Annotated in this window: 21 protein-coding genes, 2 tRNA genes and 1 pseudogene; 12 read left to right on the top strand and 12 right to left on the bottom strand. The window is 38.8% G+C overall.

Features of this window, described 5'->3' with window-relative positions; translation table 11 throughout:
* Positions 1–57: 57 nt before the first annotated feature.
* Positions 58–945, bottom strand: coding sequence for a neutral zinc metallopeptidase (locus ABMQ40_RS03600; protein WP_370896635.1), 888 nt, complete (start codon positions 943–945; stop codon positions 58–60).
* 183 nt (positions 946–1,128) lie between these two features.
* On the opposite strand from ABMQ40_RS03600, the gene rplU reads away from it, so the two are divergent.
* The 3 genes from rplU (at position 1,129) to ABMQ40_RS03585 (ending at position 2,288) form a co-directional block, all read left to right on the top strand.
* Entirely contained in the window at positions 1,129–1,716 is a 588-nt protein-coding gene (gene rplU / locus ABMQ40_RS03595; RefSeq protein ID WP_370896633.1) for a 50S ribosomal protein L21, read from the top strand.
* A gap of 18 nt (positions 1,717–1,734) precedes the next feature.
* A complete protein-coding gene (gene rpmA / locus ABMQ40_RS03590) occupies positions 1,735–1,992 on the top strand; it encodes a 50S ribosomal protein L27 (RefSeq protein ID WP_370896631.1) in 258 nt (85 codons plus the stop codon).
* A gap of 125 nt (positions 1,993–2,117) precedes the next feature.
* Positions 2,118–2,288, top strand: coding sequence for a bacteriocin-like protein (locus ABMQ40_RS03585; RefSeq protein WP_370896629.1), 171 nt, complete (start codon positions 2,118–2,120; stop codon positions 2,286–2,288).
* A gap of 40 nt (positions 2,289–2,328) precedes the next feature.
* On the opposite strand, the gene ABMQ40_RS03580 is transcribed toward ABMQ40_RS03585, so the two are convergent.
* The 8 genes from ABMQ40_RS03580 to ABMQ40_RS03545 all read right to left on the bottom strand — a co-directional run bounded on the left by ABMQ40_RS03580 (position 2,329) and on the right by ABMQ40_RS03545 (position 9,320).
* The gene (locus ABMQ40_RS03580) at positions 2,329–4,854 is read right to left on the bottom strand and encodes a DUF5686 family protein (RefSeq protein ID WP_370896627.1); all 2,526 of its coding nucleotides are present in this window, start codon (positions 4,852–4,854) and stop codon (positions 2,329–2,331) included.
* Between the two features lie 599 nt (positions 4,855–5,453).
* Positions 5,454–5,900: an HAD domain-containing protein gene (locus ABMQ40_RS03575; protein WP_370896625.1), complete on the bottom strand. Its 447-nt coding sequence runs from the start codon at positions 5,898–5,900 to the stop codon at positions 5,454–5,456.
* Positions 5,901–5,905: 5 nt separating this feature from the next.
* Positions 5,906–6,265 (bottom strand): hypothetical protein, encoded by a 360-nt coding sequence (locus ABMQ40_RS03570; RefSeq protein WP_370896623.1) that lies wholly within the window; start codon positions 6,263–6,265, stop codon positions 5,906–5,908.
* 99 nt (positions 6,266–6,364) lie between these two features.
* Positions 6,365–6,541, bottom strand: coding sequence for a transposase (locus tag ABMQ40_RS03565; RefSeq protein WP_370896621.1), 177 nt, complete (start codon positions 6,539–6,541; stop codon positions 6,365–6,367).
* A gap of 453 nt (positions 6,542–6,994) precedes the next feature.
* Positions 6,995–7,068, bottom strand: a tRNA-Asn gene (locus ABMQ40_RS03560).
* A gap of 194 nt (positions 7,069–7,262) precedes the next feature.
* Positions 7,263–7,336: transfer RNA gene (locus tag ABMQ40_RS03555), tRNA-Asn, on the bottom strand.
* Between the two features lie 80 nt (positions 7,337–7,416).
* Positions 7,417–8,772 carry an RIP metalloprotease RseP gene (gene rseP / locus ABMQ40_RS03550; protein WP_370896619.1) on the bottom strand — a complete coding sequence of 452 codons (1,356 nt, stop codon included), beginning with the start codon at positions 8,770–8,772 and terminating at the stop codon, positions 7,417–7,419.
* Between the two features lie 107 nt (positions 8,773–8,879).
* Positions 8,880–9,320 (bottom strand): DUF6646 family protein, encoded by a 441-nt coding sequence (locus ABMQ40_RS03545; protein WP_370896617.1) that lies wholly within the window; start codon positions 9,318–9,320, stop codon positions 8,880–8,882.
* 102 nt (positions 9,321–9,422) lie between these two features.
* Between ABMQ40_RS03545 and ABMQ40_RS03540 the strand changes: the two genes are divergently transcribed.
* Positions 9,423–10,175, top strand: coding sequence for a nitrilase-related carbon-nitrogen hydrolase (locus tag ABMQ40_RS03540; protein ID WP_370896615.1), 753 nt, complete (start codon positions 9,423–9,425; stop codon positions 10,173–10,175).
* Positions 10,176–10,197: 22 nt separating this feature from the next.
* Here the strand turns inward: ABMQ40_RS03540 and ABMQ40_RS03535 are convergent, their stop codons facing one another.
* The 3 genes from ABMQ40_RS03535 to ABMQ40_RS03525 are packed head-to-tail and all read right to left on the bottom strand — an operon-like array spanning position 10,198 to position 12,305.
* Positions 10,198–10,497, bottom strand: coding sequence for a thioredoxin family protein (locus ABMQ40_RS03535; protein ID WP_370896613.1), 300 nt, complete (start codon positions 10,495–10,497; stop codon positions 10,198–10,200).
* Positions 10,498–10,509: 12 nt separating this feature from the next.
* Entirely contained in the window at positions 10,510–10,893 is a 384-nt protein-coding gene (locus tag ABMQ40_RS03530) for a rhodanese-like domain-containing protein (RefSeq protein WP_370896611.1), read from the bottom strand.
* Positions 10,894–10,895: 2 nt separating this feature from the next.
* The gene (locus ABMQ40_RS03525; RefSeq protein ID WP_370896609.1) at positions 10,896–12,305 is read right to left on the bottom strand and encodes an MBL fold metallo-hydrolase; all 1,410 of its coding nucleotides are present in this window, start codon (positions 12,303–12,305) and stop codon (positions 10,896–10,898) included.
* A gap of 265 nt (positions 12,306–12,570) precedes the next feature.
* On the opposite strand from ABMQ40_RS03525, the gene ABMQ40_RS03520 reads away from it, so the two are divergent.
* From ABMQ40_RS03520 to ABMQ40_RS03485, 8 genes and pseudogenes are all read left to right on the top strand, one after another.
* Positions 12,571–14,094, top strand: coding sequence for a helicase HerA-like domain-containing protein (locus tag ABMQ40_RS03520; RefSeq protein ID WP_370896607.1), 1,524 nt, complete (start codon positions 12,571–12,573; stop codon positions 14,092–14,094).
* A gap of 287 nt (positions 14,095–14,381) precedes the next feature.
* The gene (locus tag ABMQ40_RS03515; protein WP_370896605.1) at positions 14,382–15,605 is read left to right on the top strand and encodes a 3'-5' exonuclease; all 1,224 of its coding nucleotides are present in this window, start codon (positions 14,382–14,384) and stop codon (positions 15,603–15,605) included.
* A gap of 58 nt (positions 15,606–15,663) precedes the next feature.
* Positions 15,664–16,863, top strand: coding sequence for a diaminopimelate decarboxylase (gene lysA, locus ABMQ40_RS03510; protein WP_370896603.1), 1,200 nt, complete (start codon positions 15,664–15,666; stop codon positions 16,861–16,863).
* Positions 16,864–17,038: 175 nt separating this feature from the next.
* A pseudogene (locus tag ABMQ40_RS03505) lies at positions 17,039–18,770 on the top strand (thiamine pyrophosphate-dependent enzyme).
* 85 nt (positions 18,771–18,855) lie between these two features.
* Entirely contained in the window at positions 18,856–19,338 is a 483-nt protein-coding gene (locus ABMQ40_RS03500; RefSeq protein ID WP_370896601.1) for an energy transducer TonB, read from the top strand.
* Positions 19,339–19,487: 149 nt separating this feature from the next.
* Entirely contained in the window at positions 19,488–20,924 is a 1,437-nt protein-coding gene (gene miaB, locus ABMQ40_RS03495; RefSeq protein WP_370896598.1) for a tRNA (N6-isopentenyl adenosine(37)-C2)-methylthiotransferase MiaB, read from the top strand.
* Positions 20,925–20,978: 54 nt separating this feature from the next.
* Entirely contained in the window at positions 20,979–21,398 is a 420-nt protein-coding gene (locus ABMQ40_RS03490; RefSeq protein WP_370896596.1) for a hypothetical protein, read from the top strand.
* An 82-nt stretch (positions 21,399–21,480) separates the two neighbouring features.
* Positions 21,481–22,764, top strand: coding sequence for a sigma-54 interaction domain-containing protein (locus ABMQ40_RS03485; protein WP_370896594.1), 1,284 nt, complete (start codon positions 21,481–21,483; stop codon positions 22,762–22,764).
* The last annotated feature ends 1 nt before the right edge of the window (position 22,765 follow it).

Raw genomic sequence — 22,765 nt, 5'->3', positions numbered from 1 at the left:
GCGTCTTGCTTACCTCTTCCTTAAATATACTAATAATGAATGTTATTGGTCATCTTTTTATTTGAGATTTTTAAATTCCTCAGCAGAGATCTCTCCCGTCTGGATTTTTCTTAATTCCTCCATGTATTGGCTCATGTAAGCGTCAAGTTCAGGATTTCTCGGATTTTTTTTCATTTTATAGGTTCCGTTAAGAACACCCTGGTAGTAATAGAAGAAGTTATAATCAAAATCAGCGGCTGAAAGGTTATATTGGCCCAGAAGGAATCCCAGACGCACTGCCGATCTTCTTTGAGGAGGAGTTCCATGGTGATTAGGGCTCGTCGTAGCATAGTCTCCGATGCTTGCAGCAAATTCATAAGCTGCTGCTACCTCTGCGAAATTGGTTTTATTGTACCCGTTGGGTCTTCTGAGATAGTATCCTGCAAAACCATCCGCTTCCAGCTCAGATGGTCTTGCTGTCGATTCACTTACGGAAGGTAAATTATAAGTAAATTGTAGCTGGTGACCGTATTCATGAGCAAGAATCATTGCGTTAACGATGTCTCCACCTTTATTTTTAGCATCATAATAAATGGCATAGCCGTAATAGATTCTCCCGATGTAATAAGATATCGCATTGTAGGTTGAGTTGAAATTTACCGGATCGTCCACAAATCTTAAAACAGGGCTGCTATTTCCCCACATACTTGCAATTTTAGTTAGTTGGGAATTCATAAAGTTGGTATCCGTGTCATTCTGGAGCGTTGTTTTCAAAACGGCTGTTGAACTCCAGTATTGGTCTACAAAAGAGCACATCTTTTCCAACTCTCCTGGTTGCTCGATTTTGGCATATTCCGTCTGAGGCTGTGGGGCTGTGGTGTCTTCCAGATTATCATCATTACAGCCTATTAAAGAAAACGCGGCAATTGCCCCTGCTAAAAAGCAGAAATTTAAGTTTCTTTTCATATAAAATTTTGTTTGGTGAAAACGAAGTTATAAAATAATCCATTATGCTGCAGTGTAATACCGGGAAAAATTATTCAAAGCATAGTGAAATTTATGGTATGTGAAAAAAGAAGTTTTGATTGTGAGCTAATTAGAAAATTATTCTTATATTTGCACCTCGAAATAACTAAAAATTTATAAACAATGTTTGCAATTGTAGAAATAGCAGGGCTTCAATACAAAGTTGAGCAAGACCAGAAGTTGTTTGTAAACCGTTTGAAAGGAGAGAAAGGGGACAAGGTTTCTTTTGATAAAGTTCTTCTTACTGTAAACGGAGCAATCACTGTAGGCGCCCCGGCTGTAAATGGTATCACTGTAAATGCAGAGATCTTAGACCATGTAAAAGCTGATAAGGTAATCGTTTTCAAAAAGAAAAGACGAAAAGGTTACAAAGTAAAAAATGGTCACAGACAATCTTTAACCCAGATTCAGATCACAGGAATCACCGGTTTTGAAGGTGGGGCTAAGAAAGCTGCTAAAAAAGAAACTGTAAAATCAGAACCTAAAGCAGAAGTTCTTTCAGACAACGCAACCGTTAACTTCAGTGAAGATCATGAACTGAACTATCACTTGAAGAAAAACGGTCTGTCTCAGTCTAAAGACAACAGAGAAGCTTTAATCACTTTAGGAAAAGAAGTGAAGGCAGAATTAGGAAAAGATGTTCTTACCCATGAGGAAGTAGATGCTGCTATCGTAAAGAATATCGGAAATTTTAAAGCACTTAATAAATAATAATAATCCACTAATAAAATGGCACACAAGAAAGGAGTTGGTAGTTCCAAAAACGGTAGAGAATCTCACTCTAAAAGATTAGGTGTGAAGATTTTCGGAGGTCAAGATGCTATTGCCGGAAACATTATTGTTAGACAAAGAGGTACTCAGCATCACCCAGGTGCAAACGTGGGAGTCGGTAAAGACCATACTTTGTTTGCTTTAGTAGACGGTAAAGTAGTTTTCACTAAAAAAGCAAATAACAGATCTTTCGTATCTGTAGAACCAAACGCATAAATTAAGCGTTTTATAAAGAAAGTCAAACCTCGGCCGTGGGCTGAGGTTTTTTATTACCCTTTTCTGAATACTATTAAAGGGGCTTTTTTCGTTATATTTATACATCAACTCTAAACTAAATTCATATGAAAAATCTAAAAAAACTTTCAAGGGCTGATCTCAAAACATTAAAAGGAGGCTTTAAATGTGAAGGTATCTCCTGTGACTGGTATTGCAGCCTGCCGGCGGAAAGCCGCCCGGTTTGTCTTTCTCCGCAGACCCTGGTGCCCATCTGTGGTGGATGTAATTACATGTAAATAAAAAAACACCTCTTTCGCTAAGAGGTGTTTTTTATTCTTAAAATCCAACCTGGAAGCCGGCTTTTATTCCGAATCTGGAGATATCGGGCCGGTCAAGATAATTTCCCCGCCAGTTGAAGTCAACCCTGAAAATTCTTAAATTTCCAAAGCCTATATTCTCAATTCCGAAACCGTATTCATAATAAACATGTTCGCTTGGAGCTGAATATTTAAAGCCTTCCACATTGATGTTTTTAGAGGCATCACTTAAGGTACCGTAAGCACCCCGGAGGAAAGCGACCTCCCTTAACTTCAGTTTCTTGATCAACGGGATAAAGGAAAGGACCTTGCCGTTGAAATGATGTTCCAGATGCAGTGTGGTATAGGTATCTGCCACGAATTCATAATAATTAAGCTGCGCAAAAGTATTGGCAGCCAGGCTGTACGACTGGTTTCCCGGAATTACATTTTGTAAAGCCAACGGAACGGTATTGAAATTCTTTCCCGCTTCAAAATTGATCAAGGTCTTACCCCAGCTTCCGATTAATACGGGCTTATAAAACATGAACTGAAGCTTATTATAATTATAATCGGCATTGAACAGCCCTTCAATCCCTCTGGTATATTTTAAAATAATAGTAGGTGCCAGAGTGCCATGCTCATATCTGTCGATACCTGTTTGTGAAAATTTTGCCCCGGGCCTTGCTATTAAGCTGACAGTGACGTGAGAGTCATTCACCGTTTTTCTAAGCTCTCCGTTTCTGTAGTACATAAGGTTAAACCCTTCGGGATTTGCTGATCTGATGCTTTGAATGGTACCGTCAACCCGGATCTGGAAGTTCTTCCACGGTTCAATTGACGTAAAAATATTGGTCTGGTTCACGGAGCTCAGGGATGCATTTTCTCCTCTTGCAAAAACGGTGGAAGATGCAAATGAACGGGCCATGATACCATCATCCGTGGTCAACTGGACCCCCAGCTGTAAAATATCTCTTCTTGTTCCCGCACCCACCATAAACCGATTGACTCTGTTGAACATAAACCTCGCCTCGGCTCCATATTTGACCTGTTGATCCTTAAAGCCATAAGCAGTGTAGAACTGAATCCTCCAAGGGTCATTACGGGTGAAATAAGTTCTTGCGCCAAGCCTTATCCTGTCTCCTTCAACCTCATTTCTTCCATAAACGGAAAAGATAGGGCCCAGATCAATGCCTTTTGTTATATTGTAATATCCGGAACCCAGTGTTTCATATAATTTTACAAGCCTGTTGAACTTTGGCGTCTGCTGAAGCTTGTCAAGCATGTCATAAATGCCCTGCTCACTTTTGGACAGGGAGTCTGGCCTTGCCTTCACCCAGTATGCATCATCCTTCTCCACAAACTTATCGTCATATTCTTCCGGTTTCCGGGTAAACACCTTTGCGTCCAGAGGCTTATTGAATTCATATTCAGAATAGTCTACCGTTCTTTTGGCAATTATACTTTTGGCGGTTTTCTTTTTTGAAAAGGGAGTCATCTCAATTTCGGTGACAAATCTTTTTGGCAGGAATGTATTTTCATCGGGGTTGTCATATTCCAGCTCTGTAGATATCCCATTGATAAAATTGACATTGATTTTCTGCGTAGACTTTAAAGTAGCTTCCAGAACGGCATAGCTGTCTGTATCTATAAAAAGATATCCCTGGAAGGCCAAAACTTCGGTTCTTTTAGGCTGATACCTTATCTTATAGGCATTTTCCCCGCGTATGGATACGGTATCGATCAGATTATAATCATAAGTACTGAAGCCATCTGTCCCCACAGGACTTGGAAAGCCGATATCAAAGTAATTTAAGGTATTGTCATAAATATTGATATCCCGGTACAGGTTTTTAGCCGTAAGAGTAACAATCTGGTTATCCTGGAATCCGGATGTTTTTTGAGCGATCAGAAGCCTCTTATTCTTTTTTCCGGGTTTATTTTCTCCATAATTTTCATATATGGCTTCATTCAGGAAAATAGGGAGGGCCATTTTGCCTCTGGCCGTGGAATCTGCATAATCAAAGATGAAATCAAGCTTGTTGAAGATTTTTTTCTTCATGAATGCACTGTCTAAATTATTGGCATCGAACTCAATTTTTTCGTACTCTTTGAAGGTATAGGTGTCAAATTTATTCAGTCCGTTATTCCTTTTTCTTTTCCAGACTTCCTGCATGATGGCATAAGCCGGATTTTCTTTTTTGTTTTTATACTTAGGTTTTTCATTGTGGATCACCACTTCCTGGATATCACTTACTTTTTCCTGGGAAAGCTTCACAAAAATATTACGGGCATTTTCAGGGGTGATATCTACTGTTTCCAGAGCATAGTTTTTTTTCAGAAACTTAAGCTTATAGATAATACTGTCTGATTGTACGCTAAAACTGCCCGCTGTGGTCGTCAAAAAAGGTTTATTGCTGTCATTGATAAAAACATCAACCCCGCTGATTTCTTTATTGGTTTTAGCATCAACAATTTTACCGTTTGCCGTATTTTGGGAATAAACAATACCGGAGAAAAGGATGAGAATAAATAAATAATGATGTTTATAATTGGTAATTAACATTTGTTTTTTTTTCCAGGCAATAGCATAAACAAAAAGCATGCAGATTATTCAAAAACGGTTAAAAGATAAAAAAATTTTGTGCATGTATATATAAACTGCAAAGGTAATGAATAACACCATCATTTTGACTGCGTTACAGTATTATTTTTTTATTAAAACGAATAATCTGTCAGTAGGATGTCTTGACAGTTTAATGCCCCTTTATTAATCTTCCAGTGGTTTGGGAGCTCGATAATACCCTGGGCTACTCTACTTTATTGATTTTCTTACATCACAAAAACCCATACTTTGTTTTGAAATTGAATTTTTTCAGTTCTTTATTTTTTCAAATGAATTTAGAGTATAGCAAATTCTCATTATTAAAATAATATTTTATGAAATAGTTTCCCTTAAAAAATTCATTGCAAAACTCATTTATATTTGGTAACTATACCAATTTTACACTAGTTGTTAAAAAATAAAGAGGCTGTCTCAAAAGTACCCCCTCTCTCGGACTCCTGTCTGACAACTTTTGTCATTTAAGAGATTCTCAGAGCGTTAATTTACCTTTTGAGACAGCCTCTCTTTTATTTTCCAATCTAGTTTTTAATATTTGCTTTTTATTTTAAAAGTTCTTTTAGCTCATCTGCATTAGTTAGTCCTGTATATGGATTTGTTAAAATTAATCTTCTTTTTAATTTTTCAGGAAGAGCATTTAAAGATTTATCATCATCTATTATAACTATGTCGTTTGAATCTATATTATGATCAGTAATCCATTTTTCTATTTCAAATTTTCTAGATTGTCTATGTTCTACTTCAATTGCCATTATAGATACTCTTTTAAATTCAATACCTCTCCTACGAAAAATACGTCTCCATTGGTTTACATTATATCTGAATCTATGGGAGGTTGATAAAACTAATTCAATATTTGAATGATCTATAGAGTTCAAAACATCTACAGCTTTATTATCAAATTTATAAAATCCATCCTCCTCTAACTCCACTGTTCTATGTGGATTAGCATGAACCATTACACCATCAATGTCTAAAAAAAGTTTCATATTACCTATAAATCTTTAAGAAATTCATCTGTACAATACTTAATATATTCAGGATCATTCCTGTCCCAATCTTCTTCATTATCAATTACAAAGTCATTAATTCTATTGAAAGGATCAGTATGATTTTTAGTCCAAGGTATTATTTTAAAATCATAACCAGCCATTTTATAAGCAATATATCTATGATTTCCTTCCTTAATCAATCCATATTCTTCATCGATCTTTATAGCACCAAAATCATACCCATCTAGAACTCTTTTATAAATTCTTTCTACAATAAAGTAACATATTTTTGTTTGAGTTGTATAATACTCATGATCTGTGTTTCTAATAAAATTTTCTAACTGCTCTTCAAAATTATCCAAATTTCTGTTTTTTCAAAAATAAGAAATTTACATGTATTTGATTATCAAAAATATAAAATTTCATTTAGAATCCAAAAGTGTTAATTTTCAGATTAAAGTTTAATCATTTTTAAATTTTCTAAATTTTAATAATATATTAGAGTTCAAAAGTAAGTAATTAAATCTAACTCTGCACTCCATTTTTCTAGTATTAAATCTAAAAACAAATTCATCAACATATATCTGTAAATGTTTTCTTGATACAGAATTATACATATCTCTTAAACTGTTTTTCATTATTTTCCAAGCTCAGTCAATATTATTAGTATCATAAACATAATAAATTAGTTCAATTAATAAAAGCGAACTCAATATTTTTCAATGTTCATTATTATAATATATTTTTTTTAATTTGAGCATTACCACATAACTTCCAAGACAATAGTGAAATAATAGTAAACATTCTAATCCTATTTTTTGTTACCATAATGTAAATTAACGTAAGAATCAAAACAAAGGTAAAAATGATGTGTAGAAATTTTCCATTATTTTCTTGTTATTAATAAAACATGTACTAATATAACAATAAATAAGGATACTAATGTTCGTGAAATATTCGTGACAAATTATAGAAAAAGAGGCTGTCTCAAAAGTACCCCCTCTCTCGGACTCCTGTCTGACAACTTTTGTCATTTAAGAGATTCTCAGAGCGTTAATTTACCTTTTGAGACAGCCTCTTGATTTTTAGCGCTCCTCCTGCTGGGCTCGAACCAGCGACCCTCTGATTAACAGTCAGATGCTCTAACCAACTGAGCTAAGGAGGAATATTCTTCTGTTTTTAAGTGGTGCAAAGATAACAGGAATAATGATATCAAGCAAATTTTTGGAGAGATATTGCTTTTAAACAAAGGAGTTTTTATCTTTAACTCTAATTTTCAAAGCATTAATTTTTAAAGATCCCAGTAATTATGACTTAGAATTAAATAAAAAACCCATCAGAATTTCTGATGGATTTTAGCTCCTCCTGCTGGGCTCGAACCAGCGACCCTCTGATTAACAGTCAGATGCTCTAACCAACTGAGCTAAGGAGGAATGTCCTTTGTTTTTAGTGGTGCTAATATAGGACGAATATTTATACCAGACAAATTTTTATTTAAAATTTTCGAAAAATATTACAGTTTTCCGGTAAGTACTTTGAAAATATCGCTTCCGAAAATCAATAACATCAAACCTAACAGGAAGATAACACCAATCATCTGGGCATTCTCCAGAATTTTTTGAGGAACCGGTTTTCCCGTAATGATTTCCCATAAAGTGAACAATACATGCCCGCCATCCAGCCCCGGGATAGGGATCAGGTTAAGGAATGCCAGCCAAACGGAAAACATCGCTGTAAAGCCCCAGAAAGCAGGCCAGTTGATAGCGAAGCTTCCATCCTTATCTTTATCTATAGGCATATTCTTTACAATAGCGATAGGGCCTCCTACATTTTTATATCCCTGGATCTTGGAATTAAACATGATTTTGAACTGCTTCACCTGCATGGTTAAGGCTTCAATAGTCCTTTCAAAACCTCTTGGAATAGCTTCTCCGAAAGAATATTTCTTATCGGTTACAATTGATTTTGCAATTGATTTGGACTCAATCATTATTCCTAATTTACCGTTTTTGTCTACGGAAACAGCAGGCAAAGTTTGGGAAACACCGTTCCTTAGTATTTCTACAGAAATTGTTTTTCCTTTGTTTTGACTCAAAATAGAGCTTACTTCATCAAAAAATGAGGCTTTTTGTCCATTGATCCCAATTATTTTATCACCAACAGCAAATCCCGATGCTTGAGAAGCAGGTGTTGCCAATGAATCAACGACCATCGGCACCCTCGGACTGATATAGAGCTTTGTTTCTTTTTGCTTAAGAACTTCAGCTACACCTTCAGGGTTTATAGGGAAAGTGACTTCTTTACCGTTTCTTAACACGGTAACGTTATTCCCCAAAAGAATATTAATAGATGCATTTTCCAGTCTCTCCGCTGGCTTCCCGTCAATACTGATGACTTTATCTCCGTTCTGGAAACCCATTTTTTTTCCTGCATTGGTTACCTCCACTCCATTAGTAAACTTATTAAGGTCGGTATACATTTCCCCATTGAAAAAAGAGAGGCAGCTGTAGATAAGCCAGGCTAAAAAGAAATTTACGGTAACTCCTCCGAGCATGATGATAAGTCTCTGCCAGGCAGGTTTTGCTCTGAATTCCCAAGGCTGGGCCGGCTGTTTCAGCTGTTCGGTATCCATGCTTTCATCCACCATACCGGCGATCTTTACATAGCCTCCGAAAGGGAGCCACCCGATACCATACTCCGTTTCGCCGATTTTTTTCTTTACGATAGAAAACCATGGATCAAAGAATAAATAGAATTTTTCAACTTTGGTCTTGAACCATTTTGCCGGTAGAAAATGTCCGAGCTCGTGAAGAATTACTAAGATTGAAATACTTAATATAAACTGGAAAATCTTGATTGCTAATTCCATTAATAAATTTTAGATTTTGATTTGCAAAGGTAACAATTATCAAAACTATGCCAAATAAAAAAAGCCTCTCTGATAAGAAGCTTTGTCATATATTTTTCAGAATGGCTCTATAAATTGAAAGAAACCCCGAGGCTGCCATTGTTCCCGACCTCTGCAAATACCCCGATTCTATCATTGAAAAAGTAACGGGCTCCGATATGGGCACCGATTCCAAAATCTTTTCCAAGGACTCCTAAATCCACACCCGGATAAATATCCCATTTTGAAGGAAGGCCCAGAGCTTCCTGTAAATGAAAGTTCAGACGCCCGAAAACAAAGACCCTGTTGTCATCGTCATTATCTTTATAACCGTCAAAATAAGCATTAAGACCGGCACCTATTGATAAGAGCTTATTTAGGCCGTAATCATAAGTTCCGGTAACCCCTGTGCCATATCCCCAGGCATTGAGTCCCAATTGTATTTTCTGATCTCCTTTTCCCGTCCAGGCTTGTCCGTTAGCGGTAGCACCGAAAAGAATCATCATGAAAACAAAAACCAGTTTCTTCATAAATATTACACTTTTTAATGTTATTACTAAAGATTATTTGTATCAAAAATAGAACCGAAACCAATAAAAAACTGTATTTTTATAGAAGTTTTGGATAAGATTATGAAAATTACGGGGCTAAATTTAGATATCGTCTGGAAAAATAAAAAGGACAACTTTCAATTGATAAAAGATCAGCTTCAAGATCAGGAGGCGGATATTTTCCTTCTTCCGGAAATGTTCTCTACAGGATTCTGTATGGATGCCGCAGAGGTTTCGGATAAGAATGAGGAATCCCTTGGGTTTCTTAAAAAAATGGCAGGGGAGAAGAATGCTGCTTTCTGTGGAAGTGCTCCGGTAGAGCAAGGAGGGAAGTTCTATAACCGGATGTATTTCGTCAGGCCCGATGGTGACATCAGCTTTTATGATAAAAGACATCTGTTTTCCTTTTCAGGGGAAGATAAGATATATACTCCCGGCAGGAAAAGGGTAATTGTAGAATATAAAGGATTCCGGTTTTTATTGCAGGTTTGTTATGATCTTCGTTTTCCGGTTTTTGCAAGGAATAATAATGATTATGATGCCATTTTATATGTTGCCAACTGGCCTGAGAAAAGAGTGGCTGCCTGGGAGCATCTGCTTAAGGCAAGAGCTATAGAGAATCTATCATTCGTATTCGGCCTGAACAGGATCGGAACAGACGGGAACCAATTGTTTTATAAAGAAAGTTCTCATTGTTTTTTTGCTGACGGAACAGAAATATCCAACAAAAACGGAAATATAATCTCAGCGGAATTATCTATGCCTGAGCTGACGGATTTCAGGAATCATTTTCAATTTCTCAATGACAGGGATCAGTTTTCAATCCAACTATAAAAAAACTGTGAATGATCACAGTTTACATATATTGCTTTAAAAGTTGGGTCAGAGTATTTACGTCATGCACACCGCTTTCTTTCCATAGCAACTCCCCATTTTTGAAGATCGCTAACGTGGGAACGCCTCTTACTCCATATTGAGAAGCTAAGGCAGGATATTGATCGACATCCACTTTTATGATCCTGGCTCCTTCGCCTACATTTTCTTTTACGGTAGTTAAAACCGAAGACTGAACCTTGCAGGGCTGGCACCAGGTGGCAAAAAAATCGATCAGTACAGGCCGTTCCGAGTTGATGATTTCCTGGAATTTTTGTGACATAGTGTTAACATTTTATGGTTGTGAAGATCTTTTTTCATTCTGAATTGCCCTGACATTTTCCCAGCTCGTACCATCATAAACATCCACTCCGTTTTGCTTTAATATTTCCACAGCCTGATCTGCCTGAATACCCTTATTGCAGAATACAACAACCTTTTTGCCTTTAAGGACGTGCGTATTATTCTGTGTCTCCGCCAGAGGGATGTTGATGGCATTCTTTGCCGTTCCCTTTTCATACTGTTCGGGGATCCTTACATCTACTAAGGTAACATCAGGACTATTAACGACATCCCTAATATCCGCTTTGGATATATCGGAGGCCATTGCCGTCTTACAGCTGCTTAGCAGTAGGGCTGTTGTAAGAATGACACCTCCCGCCGTATTCTTTATTTTCATTCCTATAAAGTTTTGGATTGGCAGACAAAATTGGAGATCGGGAACTTTTCAGTTTTTTTAATTCCGTTAAATCCACCTTCTATTTCGGTAAAGTTTCTGATTCCGTGTGAATTAAGTATGCTGGCTGCAATCATGCTGCGGTAGCCGCCTGCACAATGAAGAAAGAAATGTTCGGAATTGTCAACCGAATGCACCCAGTCGCTGATCACATCCAAAGGCTTGTTATAGGCGTTGTCAATATGCTCGGCAGAGTATTCCGTCAATTTTCTTACATCAATGACCTTGGAATTTTCATTATACTGCTCAGCAAATTCTTCGGGAGAAATTCTTTTTATATCATCGGTCTCCTTTCCGGCATCTTTCCAGGCCCTGAAGCCCCCTTTCAGATATCCCAGCACATTATCAAAGCCCACTCTGCTCAGTCTTGTGATGGCTTCTTCTTCAGTGCCTTCATCCGTTACCAGCAGCAAAGGATATTTCACATCTACAATTAAGGTTCCTACCCATGGTGCGAAATCCCCTTTTAGACCGATATTGATTGAATTCGGGATAAAGCCCTTATAAAACTCTCCCGGGCTTCTGGTATCTAAAATCAAGGCCCCTGTTTCTTCGGCAAAAGCTTCAAACTCATCTGCCGAAACCGGGTTTAAACCTTTGTTCATAACAACATCAAGACTTTCATATCCGCTTTTATTCATGGCCACATTCATGCCGAAATACTTTGGCGGAGCCGTTAACCCATCTAGAACCTCTCTTATGAAAGACTCCCGATCTGGCTGATTCAAAGCATAATTCGTTCTTTTCTGGTTTCCCAATGTGTCGACGGTCTCTTTCTGCATGTTTTTTCCACACGCAGAGCCTGCGCCATGAGCCGGGTAAACGGTAATGCTGTCATCCAGAGGCATGATTTTGGTTTGTAAACTGTCATATAGAATCCCTGCCAGATCCTCCTGGGTGAGATTGGTGGATTTCTGGGCAAGATCAGGTCTTCCCACATCTCCTAAAAATAGTGTGTCCCCGGTAAAGATTGCCGTTTCCTTGCCGTTCTCATCAATTAAAAGAAATGTGGAGCTTTCCATGGTATGTCCCGGAGTATGTAAAACCTTTATTTTTACTTTTCCGATGTTGAAAATCTGATGATCTTCCGCAATAAGTGCTTCGAAATCCGGCTGTGCCGTAGGGCCATATACAATAGGAGCGCCGGTTTTCCTGCTCAAATCCAGATGCCCTGAAACAAAGTCCGCATGGAAATGAGTTTCAAAAATATATTTTAAAGTTACATGATCCTTTTCCAGACGGTCCAGATAAGGCTTCACCTCCCTCAAGGGGTCTATGATTGCAGCTTCATTTTCTGATACAATGTAATATGCACCCTGAGCGAGGCAGCCTGTATATATTTGTTCAACTTTCATTATCTATATAACAGTTTTATTAATTGAGTACAAAAATCGTGTTTATTTTTTTAAAACAGGCTAAAATAAAGAATCTATAGCAATAGAATAAATCTATAAAGTTTTTATTCATTCTAAATCAAAGATTTTTAAAAGTCCCATTCTTGATCGTACTAAGTTAAGAATAATTTACGAAGCTTTATAACTGAACTTAATCATGAATATTATCCCGGCATATAAAATATTTTATAAAAAATTTTATATTTATGAATTAAAAAAAAGTCAAATGGCAGATAAAGCACAATTTATTGAGGAATTGAATGCAAGATATTCTCCAAAAGGAGAACATATCATATTAGGAAAAGGCATGCTGAACGGAGAGGTAATCCCGGAGGTAAACGTGACCATTCCTTTAAAGACCATCAACAGGCACGGTCTTATTGCAGGAGCTACAGGGACAGGAAAGACCAAAACACTGCAGGTTTTTGCCGAGCAGCTTTCTCATGCGGGAATTCCGTCATTGGTTTTGGATATTAAGGGAGATTTTTCAGGAATTGCCGAAGCCGGTACCATGAATCCGGCAATCGAGGAAAGATATGCAAAAACACAGCTGCCGTATCACCCCCAGGCATTCCCTGTAGAGCTGATGACCATTTCGGGTGAAAGAGGGGTGAAACTGCGGGCGACCGTTACTGAATTTGGGCCTGTTTTGCTGAGCAAAATTTTGCAGTTGAATGATACCCAGCAAAGTATCATGTCAATAGTTTTCAAATACTGTGATGATAAGGGACTTCCTTTAATAGATCTGAATGATCTGAAGAAGGTCTTACAATATGTAACGGATAATGCGCAGGGTAAGGCTGAGCTTGCTGCAAATTACGGTTCCATTGCTTCATCTTCACTGGGAGCTATCTTAAGGTCAATTGTAGCTTTGGAGCAACAGGGAGCATCCGGTTTTTTCGGGGAGCTGAGTTTTGATGTTCAGGATTTACTTCAGACCAGGGAAGGTAAGGGAGTGGTCAATATCCTTAGGGTTGCAGATATTCAGAATAAGCCACAGCTGTTCTCAACATTTATGCTGTCTCTTTTTGCGGAGATTTACATGACCTTTCCTGAAGAAGGCGACAGTGGTAAGCCGAAACTGGTACTGTTTATTGATGAAGCCCATTTGATTTTCGATGAATCATCCAAAGCCTTGATTTCACAGATCGAAACCATGGTGAAGCTGATCCGTTCCAAAGGAGTAGGTATTTATTTTATCACCCAAATTCCCGGGGATGTTCCGGAAAGTGTGCTTTCACAGCTGGGATTGAAGATACAGCATGCGCTGAGAGGTTTCACGGCCAAAGATAAAAAAGAAATTTCGAAAGCAGTGGAGAATTACCCTACCACGGAATTTTATGACGCTTCAACCCTGATCCAGAATCTGGGGATTGGCGAAGCCTTTGTGACTGCATTGGATGAAAAAGGTATCCCGACACCATTGGTTCATACCTACCTGATATCCCCTGAATCAAGAATGGATGTCCTGAATGATGCCGAGATCTCGGATTTGACAAGTAAATCGGCGTTAGTGGCTAAATATGAGCAGGTTATTGACCGGGAATCTGCTTACGAAATGCTTGTGAACAGAATGGAACAGGCAACCCAAAATGCACCGGCGGGCAAGACGAAGCCGGTGAAGGAAGAGCCCGGAATGTTTGAACAAATCCTGGAAAGTAAAGCCGGACGAACTTTTACCAGTACATTAATGCGGGAAAGTGCTAAAGCCATTCTGGGAATGTTCGGGCTGGGGGGAAGAAGAAGATAGCCCGGAAGCAATTACGGATATTTTAATGTAAATATAATATAATGGAGGCAGCGGGTGTTTTACTGTTTTGACATAATTTTATTATTTTAGCCTCTTTACAAATTGCTATCCGGAGTACCGGCTGTGGGATAAATTCATATGTTTCAGATGATGGCATCCGAAGATCAATATAACCGGAGCTGTCCTGATTTATGGCATAGCTTATGTATGTGTAGTCATGAAGTTGTTTAGGGCGCTATGGCGGGTATTATTAACATTAATCTAAAAAAGTTAGCTGTATAATTTAAATGTATTCAATTATAGATATAGAAAGTAATGGTGCAGGTTACAGAAAAGAATGCATTATAGACATTGCTATTTACAGGTATGACGGGCAGAAAATTGTCGATCAGTTTATTTCACTTGTTAACCCTGAAAGTGACATTACCCCTTTTGTGCAGAAGTTGACCAATATTACCCCTAAAATGGTGAAAACAGCACCCAAATTCCATGAAATTGCCCGGAGGATCGTTGAAATAACCCAAAATACCACATTGGTAGGGCACAATATTGATTTTGATTACAGAATGCTCAGACAATCATTCAAGAGGCTTGGATATGATTTTAAGATTAACACCTTAGATACTATTCCCCTGGCAAAAAAGCTCATTCCTGATGAAGTAAGCTATTCATTGGGGAAGCTGGTCAAGTCTCTGGGCATTCCGCTGACGAATCACCACAGGGCAGATGGCGATGCAAGGGCTACATTGGAGCTTTTTAAACTTTTGATCTCAAAGGATACTGAAAATGAGATCATTCAGAAACAGCATGAGGAGACCAATGCTAAAACATATATCAATAAAATCAAAGAGTTAACCCAGGATTTGCCGAATGAAAAAGGATTTGTCTACTTTCAGAATGAGAGCGGGGAGATTATTTTTTCAGACCATGTACAGGATATCAATAAATTTTCCAAAAAGGTCTTCAATTCCAAATCCAGGAAATGGGAAAGCATTCAGACAGAGGTACAGCAGATAAATTTTGAGCTTACAGGAAGTGATATCATCGCCAAATTGATATTGAGCTCTAAAAACATCAGAAAAAGAGAATCGCTTCCTTTCGGGCTTTATTACAGAAACGATAAATATATTGTTGAAAAAAATAAGCTGAATAAGGCAGAAAAACCTATTTTAAAGTTCAAATCCTTTACCCAGGGAGCAAAAGCAGTTCAGTTCATATCTGGACAAGAAGAGTTTAAGGATATTGATGCCTTTAAAAAGAAAATAGATTTCAGGAAGCGCAATGAGCTGTGGCTGGGTGCGGGAAGAAAGTTAGGAGAAAAACTATTCCTGATTATAGAGAACGGAAGGATAACTTCCTACGGTTTTTATGAGCTGTTCACGCAGATCCAGACATTAAGCAAGCTTTCCAAATTAAAAATAGAGTTGCCTTTGCCCTCTTCAGATTTAAACAATGAATTGCAGTTGGCGCTGCTTCGTGGTGATTTTGAGACCTTACCATTACCAAAATAAATTCAGTATTCCTTACCTTTGTAACTTCTTATAACAAAAAAGAAGTATTTTAATTATTATGAATTCAACAGATTTGCTAAAAATTGCCAATGAATATGGCACGCCGGTGTATGTTTATGACGCTGAATCTATCAAAACTCAATACGAGAAACTTACATCTTCTTTTTTAAAACACACAAAATTCTTTTATGCGGCTAAGGCTTTAACCAATATAAATATTTTAAAATATGTCAGGAACCTGGGAGCTTCTTTAGATTGCGTATCTATAAATGAAGTGAAGCTTGGTCTAAAGGCAGGGTTTCCCAAAGAAAAAATATTATTCACTCCCAACTGTGTTGATCTGGCAGAGATTGAAGAAGCTATGCAGTACGGAGTTCATATCAATATTGATAATATCTCCATTCTTGAGCAATTCGGGAATAAATACGGGAATACGTATCCGATTTTTGTAAGAATCAATCCTCATATTTTTGCCGGTGGAAACTATAAAATTTCTACGGGCCACATTGATAGTAAATTCGGGATTTCCATTCATCAGCTCCGTCATATCGAAAGGATAATGAAGAGTACCAATCTTAATGTAGAAGGCCTTCATATGCATACGGGAAGCGAGATCAAGGATCCTGAGGTGTTTTTACAGGCTTTGGACATTATGCTGGAACTTTCCGAACATTTCCCGAATCTGAAATATCTTGATATGGGAAGCGGATTCAAAATTCCTTACCAGGACAGCGAGATGGAGACAGATGTGAAGACCCTTGGGAAAAAAGTTGAAAAAGTACTTGCCGAGTTTTCCAAAACAACAGGCAGAAAATTTGAATTATGGTTTGAGCCCGGGAAATTTCTTGTTGGAAAAAGCGGTTATCTGCTGGTAAAGGCCAATGTTATCAAACAAACTACTGCAACGGTTTTCGTAGGGGTAAATTCCGGCTTCAACCACCTGATCCGTCCCATGTTTTATGACTCTTACCATGTTATCGAAAACCTTTCCAACCCAAAAGGAGCGGAAAGGATCTATACCGTGGTTGGGAATATTTGTGAAACAGATACTTTTGCCTGGGACAGAAAGCTAAACGAGGTAAGAGAAGGAGATATTCTGGCCTTCCATAATGCGGGAGCCTATGGCTTTGAAATGAGCTCCAACTTCAATTCAAGGCTGAAGCCGGCTGAAGTATTATTTTTAGATGGCAAGGCCCATCTGATCCGCAAAAGAGATGAATTTGAAGATCTGTTGAGAAACCAGATAGAAGTATTGTAATCTTATATTACTCATATCAGGCTCTGCAGTTGCAGGGCCTTTTTTATTATCGGGAAAATTAACTGAAAATACAGGTGGAATGTTGAAGATTCATTAAATTTGATAGAAGAAATGCTTGAAATTTAATAACACCTTATACATCTATTCTGATGCACACCAAATCAAAATATGAATTATGGCAAAAAATATAGCGGAGCAGATCGTTGAAATGCTCGAAAATGCAAACGTTAAAAGGATTTATGCCGTAACCGGCGATAGCCTTAATCACTTGAATATCGCAGTAAAAAAGAGCTCGATAGAATGGATACATGTCAGGCATGAAGAAGCTGGAGCCTATGCTGCTGCGGCTGAAGCAGAGCTTGAAGGATTTGCCGTATGCGCGGGAAGTTGCGGACCCGGACACGTTCACCTGATCAATGGTGTCTACGAAGCCCACCGTTCCCATGTTCCGATGCTGGTGATCGCTTCTACGATCCCGAGCGATGAAATGGGAATGGATTATTTTCAGGAAACGAACACGATAAAGCTGTTCGATGATTGTAGTTATTATAACCAGATGATAACAAGACCCGAACAGGTTCAGAGAACAGTACAAACAGCTATTCAGCATGCGATTTCCAAAAAAGGGGTAGCTGTCATTGGCCTTCCGGGTGATGTTTCGGAATTGCCGGCTGAGGAAGGGGCCACCTCTGCAGGTATTCAAAACAAACCCTGTTATACGTCCGTCTGATGAAGAGCTGGGCAGGTTGGCGGATCTTATCAATGAAAGTGAAAAGATTACCCTTTACTGTGGGATAGGGGCAGAAAAAGCCGGACAGGAGGTCATAAAACTGTCAGGTTATTTAAAAGCACCGGTAGGGTATTCTTTCCGGGGAAAAATGGCGATACAGCCCAATAACCCTAATGAAATAGGACTTACAGGACTTCTGGGATTTCCATCCGCCTATCACGCCATGCATGAAGCAGATCTGGTGCTCCTTTTAGGGACAGATTTCCCATACCAGAAGTTCATGCCTGTGAAAAATAAAATAGCCCAGGTAGACGAAAGCCCGGAGAGATTGGGGCGGAGGGCAAAGCTCGAGCTCGGGCTCACGGGAGATGTTAAAGAAACCATCAATGCTTTATTGCCTCTGTTAAAAGAAAAGAAAGACACTCATTTTCTCAATCAGCAACTTGAGTTTTATGAAAAAGTAAAAGAGAATCAGATGGCATATGTCAGGGATTTCGGAAAAGAAAATTCCATCCAGCCGGAATATGTTGCTTACACTCTTGATCAGCTGGCCAGAAAGGATGCTGTTTTTACAGTAGACACCGGCATGTGCTGCGTATGGGGAGCCAGGTTCATTACAGGAACAGGTGAAAGAAAGATGCTCGGGTCTTTCAACCACGGCTCTATGGCCAATGCAATGCCTATGGCTATTGGCGCATCTCTGGCTTATCCGGGAAGGGAGGTGATTGCGATGTGCGGTGATGGCGGTTTATCAATGTTATTGGGTGATATGGCTACTATTTTTCAATATAAGCTTCCGGTGAAATTGATTGTTTTCAATAACAGATCCCTTGGAATGGTAAAACTGGAAATGGAAGTAGGAGGAATGCCGGATAATGAAACAGACATGATGAACCCCGACTTTGCTTTGGTGGCACAGGCTATGGGCTATCCGGGAAAGAATATCCATAAGCCCGAAGAAGTGGCGGATGCCATCAGAGAATGCCTGGAATATAACGGGCCGTATCTTTTGAATATTTTTACAAACCCTAATGCGCTGGCACTGCCTCCGAAAATAGAATTTGACCAGGTGCTGGGAATGACCAAATCCATGGCGCAACTGATGCTTGGAGGTAAAATGGAAGAGGTGTTTGATACAGTAAAGAGCAATTACAGGCATATTAAAGGGTTGCTGTAATAATCGGTGAAATCCCTATTAAGATAGGAAAAAAGGATTACAAAATAACCCTTTTTTATGGGTCATTTGATAAATAAAAAGTATTATGAAAACCTCTGTACTATTGATAGTTTTTTTTATCGCAAACTTTTCATTTGCCCAGGATATTGAAGACAGAGATGACTCGTTTATCATGGAAAATAATAAAAACCTGCTCAAAATAGACATCAAAGAGCCTTTTTTGCAGATCGCAGTAAAGGGCTGTAATGATTTCAAGCCTGCTGCCTTTGAAGGCGGTGCGGCAGCTTACAAAGAAATCCTGCAAAAATACATGTATAATTATCTTAATTCCGATTTCTATACCTTGTCGGGAGACTTTACGTTTACCTTAACGATAGATGCTGCCGGAAAAGTAATAGATATTGAGGGAGCGCCTAAAGTTTTAAACAGCGAAGTGTTTTTTGACGACATGCAATATGTGGTGAGAAGAATCAAAAAAACATGGGCTCCTGCAACGTGTAATGGCCAGCCTGTACAATCTGAAATGAAGTTAAAGATGAATTTCACATCTTTATCCGCTGATATGTAGCAGAAGATCGATGTTGTTAATTCAAAAATAGTCCTGCCATTTTGGCACAATATTTTGTATCTTTGCAAACTAAACTTTTCAAAACTAAAGTTCAAAACATTTTAGATGAAAATGAGCTTTAAGAATTGAACCTTTAAACCGATAAAACTGTGCAAGAAAAATATATAGACGAAACAAAACAGGGTGAAGCTCTGGCTATTGCTGAAAAAGCCGGAAACTCTAAAAAATTGTTTTTGGAGAGCTATGGCTGTCAGATGAATTTCTCTGACTCCGAAATTGTAGCCTCTATTCTTAATGAACAGGGATATAATACAACCCTGAAAGCGGAAGAAGCAGATCTTATCCTTTTAAATACATGCTCGATCCGTGAAAAAGCAGAGCAGACCGTAAGGATGAGGCTGTCCCAGTTTAAAAACCTGAAGAAAGAAAAACCGAATATGACGGTTGGGGTTCTCGGATGTATGGCCGAAAGGCTGAAAACCAAGTTTTTGGAAGAGGAGCAACTGGTTGATCTGGTTGTCGGGCCGGATGCCTATAGAGACCTTCCCAACCTTCTGAAAGAAACCGAGGACGGAAGAGAGGCAATTAACGTCATTCTTTCAAAAGAAGAAACCTATGCAGATATCAATCCCGTACGCTTGGGAGGAAACGGTGTTACTGCCTTTGTTACCATTACCAGAGGTTGCGACAATATGTGTACCTTCTGTGTGGTTCCGTTTACAAGAGGAAGGGAAAGAAGCCGCGATCCGCATTCTATTATTGAAGAGTGCAAAGGCCTCTGGAACAACGGGTATAAAGAAGTTACCCTCTTAGGACAGAACGTGGATTCATACCTTTGGTATGGAGGAGGGCCGAAAAAGGATTTTGCTAAGGCCACTGAAATGCAGAAAGCCACAGCGATTAATTTTGCCCGGCTTCTTGAAATGGTAGCCATTGCTGTTCCCGGGATGAGAATCAGGTTCTCAACATCCAATCCTCAGGATATGAGCCTGGAGGTATTCAGGATGATGGCTAAATATGATAATATTTGCAAATACGTTCACCTTCCTGTTCAAAGCGGCAGCAATAATATGCTTCAGGCCATGAACAGACAACATACCCGGGAAGAATACCTTGATCTTATCCGGAAAGCAAAGGAAATTGTTCCGGATATCGCATTTTCCCAGGATATGATCGTCGGTTTTTGTAATGAAACTGAGGAAGATCATCAGGATACACTAAGCCTGATGAAAGAGGTGGAGTATGATTATGGATATATGTTCGCCTATTCGGAAAGACCGGGAACTCCGGCTCACAAAAAAATGGAGGACAACATCCCCGCTGAGGTTAAACAAAGACGTTTGGCAGAGGTCATTGCCTTACAGGGTGAATTATCCAGAAAGCGGATGCGGTCTTATGTGGGAAGAGTACATCAGATTTTAATTGAAGGAACTTCCAAAAAGAATGAAAACCAATGGAAAGGCCGGAATTCACAGAATGCCGTTTGTGTGTTTGATAAGCTGGAAGGCCAGAAAATAGGTGACATTGTGGACGTTTTTGTTTTTGACAATACACAAGGCACACTTTTGGGGGAAACAGTTAAATAACCCTTTTTCAAATCATTAAATAGAATTACCATCAATAGCAACCATAAAATAAACATGGAAAGAATTCATAAATATTGCCTGAGTATTTTATTGGTGATGATCTGCAGTAATATTTCTGCACACATCGGCAATATTGCTGTTGAAAATGAGGATTATAAAAAGCTGTGCGAAGTGTACAGCAAGCTTTTAAACTCCCGGAATTGTAAAGAAAAACAGGAAAAGCAAGCTTTATATTTTACGATACATCAAAAGCAAAAAGCTCTTGCTCTTATTGGGAAAATCTTTTCCGGAAAACCATACAGGAATTTCTATACTGGAAAGCAAGGTCTTATTGGCTCTGTAGCATGCGGTCATGATGAGGTCCTGAAAAACTTTGAAAAACAGGGTAATGAATGTGGCTTTCCGGAAGATGAACATTTTAAAAGTAAAGTTTCAAAAATCAGAAACAAGGATTATCTGGATTTAATGGGCTGAATAAGCAATTGCTTGAAACCGGCTGACACAGATCTGTTATTGTGAGGCAGATCATATTAAAAATCAATAATCTAATTTACTTATGAGTAACGAATTACAGAATATAAAAAATCGTTTTGGAATTATCGGCAATTTCCCGGCTTTGAACCGGGCTTTGGAAAAAGCGATCCAGGTTGCGCCAACGGATATTTCCGTTTTAGTGATCGGAGAAAGCGGTGTCGGAAAAGAATTTATTCCTAAAATCATTCATTCAGAATCCAGAAGAAAACATCAGCCTTATATTGTGGTGAATTGTGGGGCCATTCCCGAAGGAACCATAGACTCCGAATTGTTCGGTCATGAAAAAGGAGCTTTTACAGGAGCTACAGCCACCAGAAAAGGCTATTTTGAAGTGGCGGACGGAGGAACCATCTTTTTGGACGAAGTAGGGGAACTCCCGTTGCAGACACAGGTCCGTCTCTTAAGAGTACTGGAAAGCGGAGAATTTATGAAGGTAGGATCTTCTCAGGTTCAGAAGACGAATGTAAGAATTGTGGCTGCAACCAATGTGAATATGATGAAAGCCATACAGGATGGCAGGTTCCGTGAAGACTTATACTACCGTTTGAACACGGTACAGATTGATATGCCTCCCCTGCGCGAGAGAAAAGGAGATATTCATTTGCTGTTCCGGAAATTTGCTATAGACTTTGCTGAAAAGTACAGAATGCCGGAGCTGGAGCTGGAACCCAGTGCCATACATTATATTGAAAACTATTCCTTCCCGGGAAATGTCCGCCAGCTGAGGAATCTGGTGGAGCAGATGACTGTAGTGGAGAGGAACAGGAAGGTTACGGTGGAAAAGCTGGCGGAATACATACCTATGGATGCACATTTGCCAATGGTGGTAAATACACCTGGCTCCCAAAAGCAAACAGATTTCAGCAGCGAAAGAGAGATCATGTATAAAATTCTCTTCGATATGCGGAATGATATAAATGATTTAAAATCCTTAACTTCGGAGCTGATAAAGAACCGGGGCGCAGCAGACCTGAGCAGTCATGAGAAAAACCTGATCAACAGGATCTATACTCCTGCAGAAAGCCAGAAAACGGTAAACCCGAATTCTTTACTGTATTTTGAAGATAAAAATGAGGTGCAGACTCCTACCATTATCTCTAATCCGGACAACAGCTATGAAGATGTTGAGGACATTGAGGTTGAAGAAAATAAACCCGAATCCCTCTCCCTTCAGAATAACGAGAAAGATTTGATCATTAAAGCACTGGAAAAGCATAAAGGACGTCGAAACAAAGCTGCCGATGAGCTGGGAATCTCACAAAGAACACTCTATAGAAAAATAAAACAATATAACCTGGAAGACTAAC

It is taken from the genome of Chryseobacterium gossypii (genome assembly GCF_041361455.1).
GTDB classification, from domain to species: domain Bacteria; phylum Bacteroidota; class Bacteroidia; order Flavobacteriales; family Weeksellaceae; genus Chryseobacterium; species Chryseobacterium gossypii.
The sequence above is the reverse complement of the archived record's forward strand: the minus strand, read 5'-3'. Positions and strand labels throughout refer to the sequence as shown.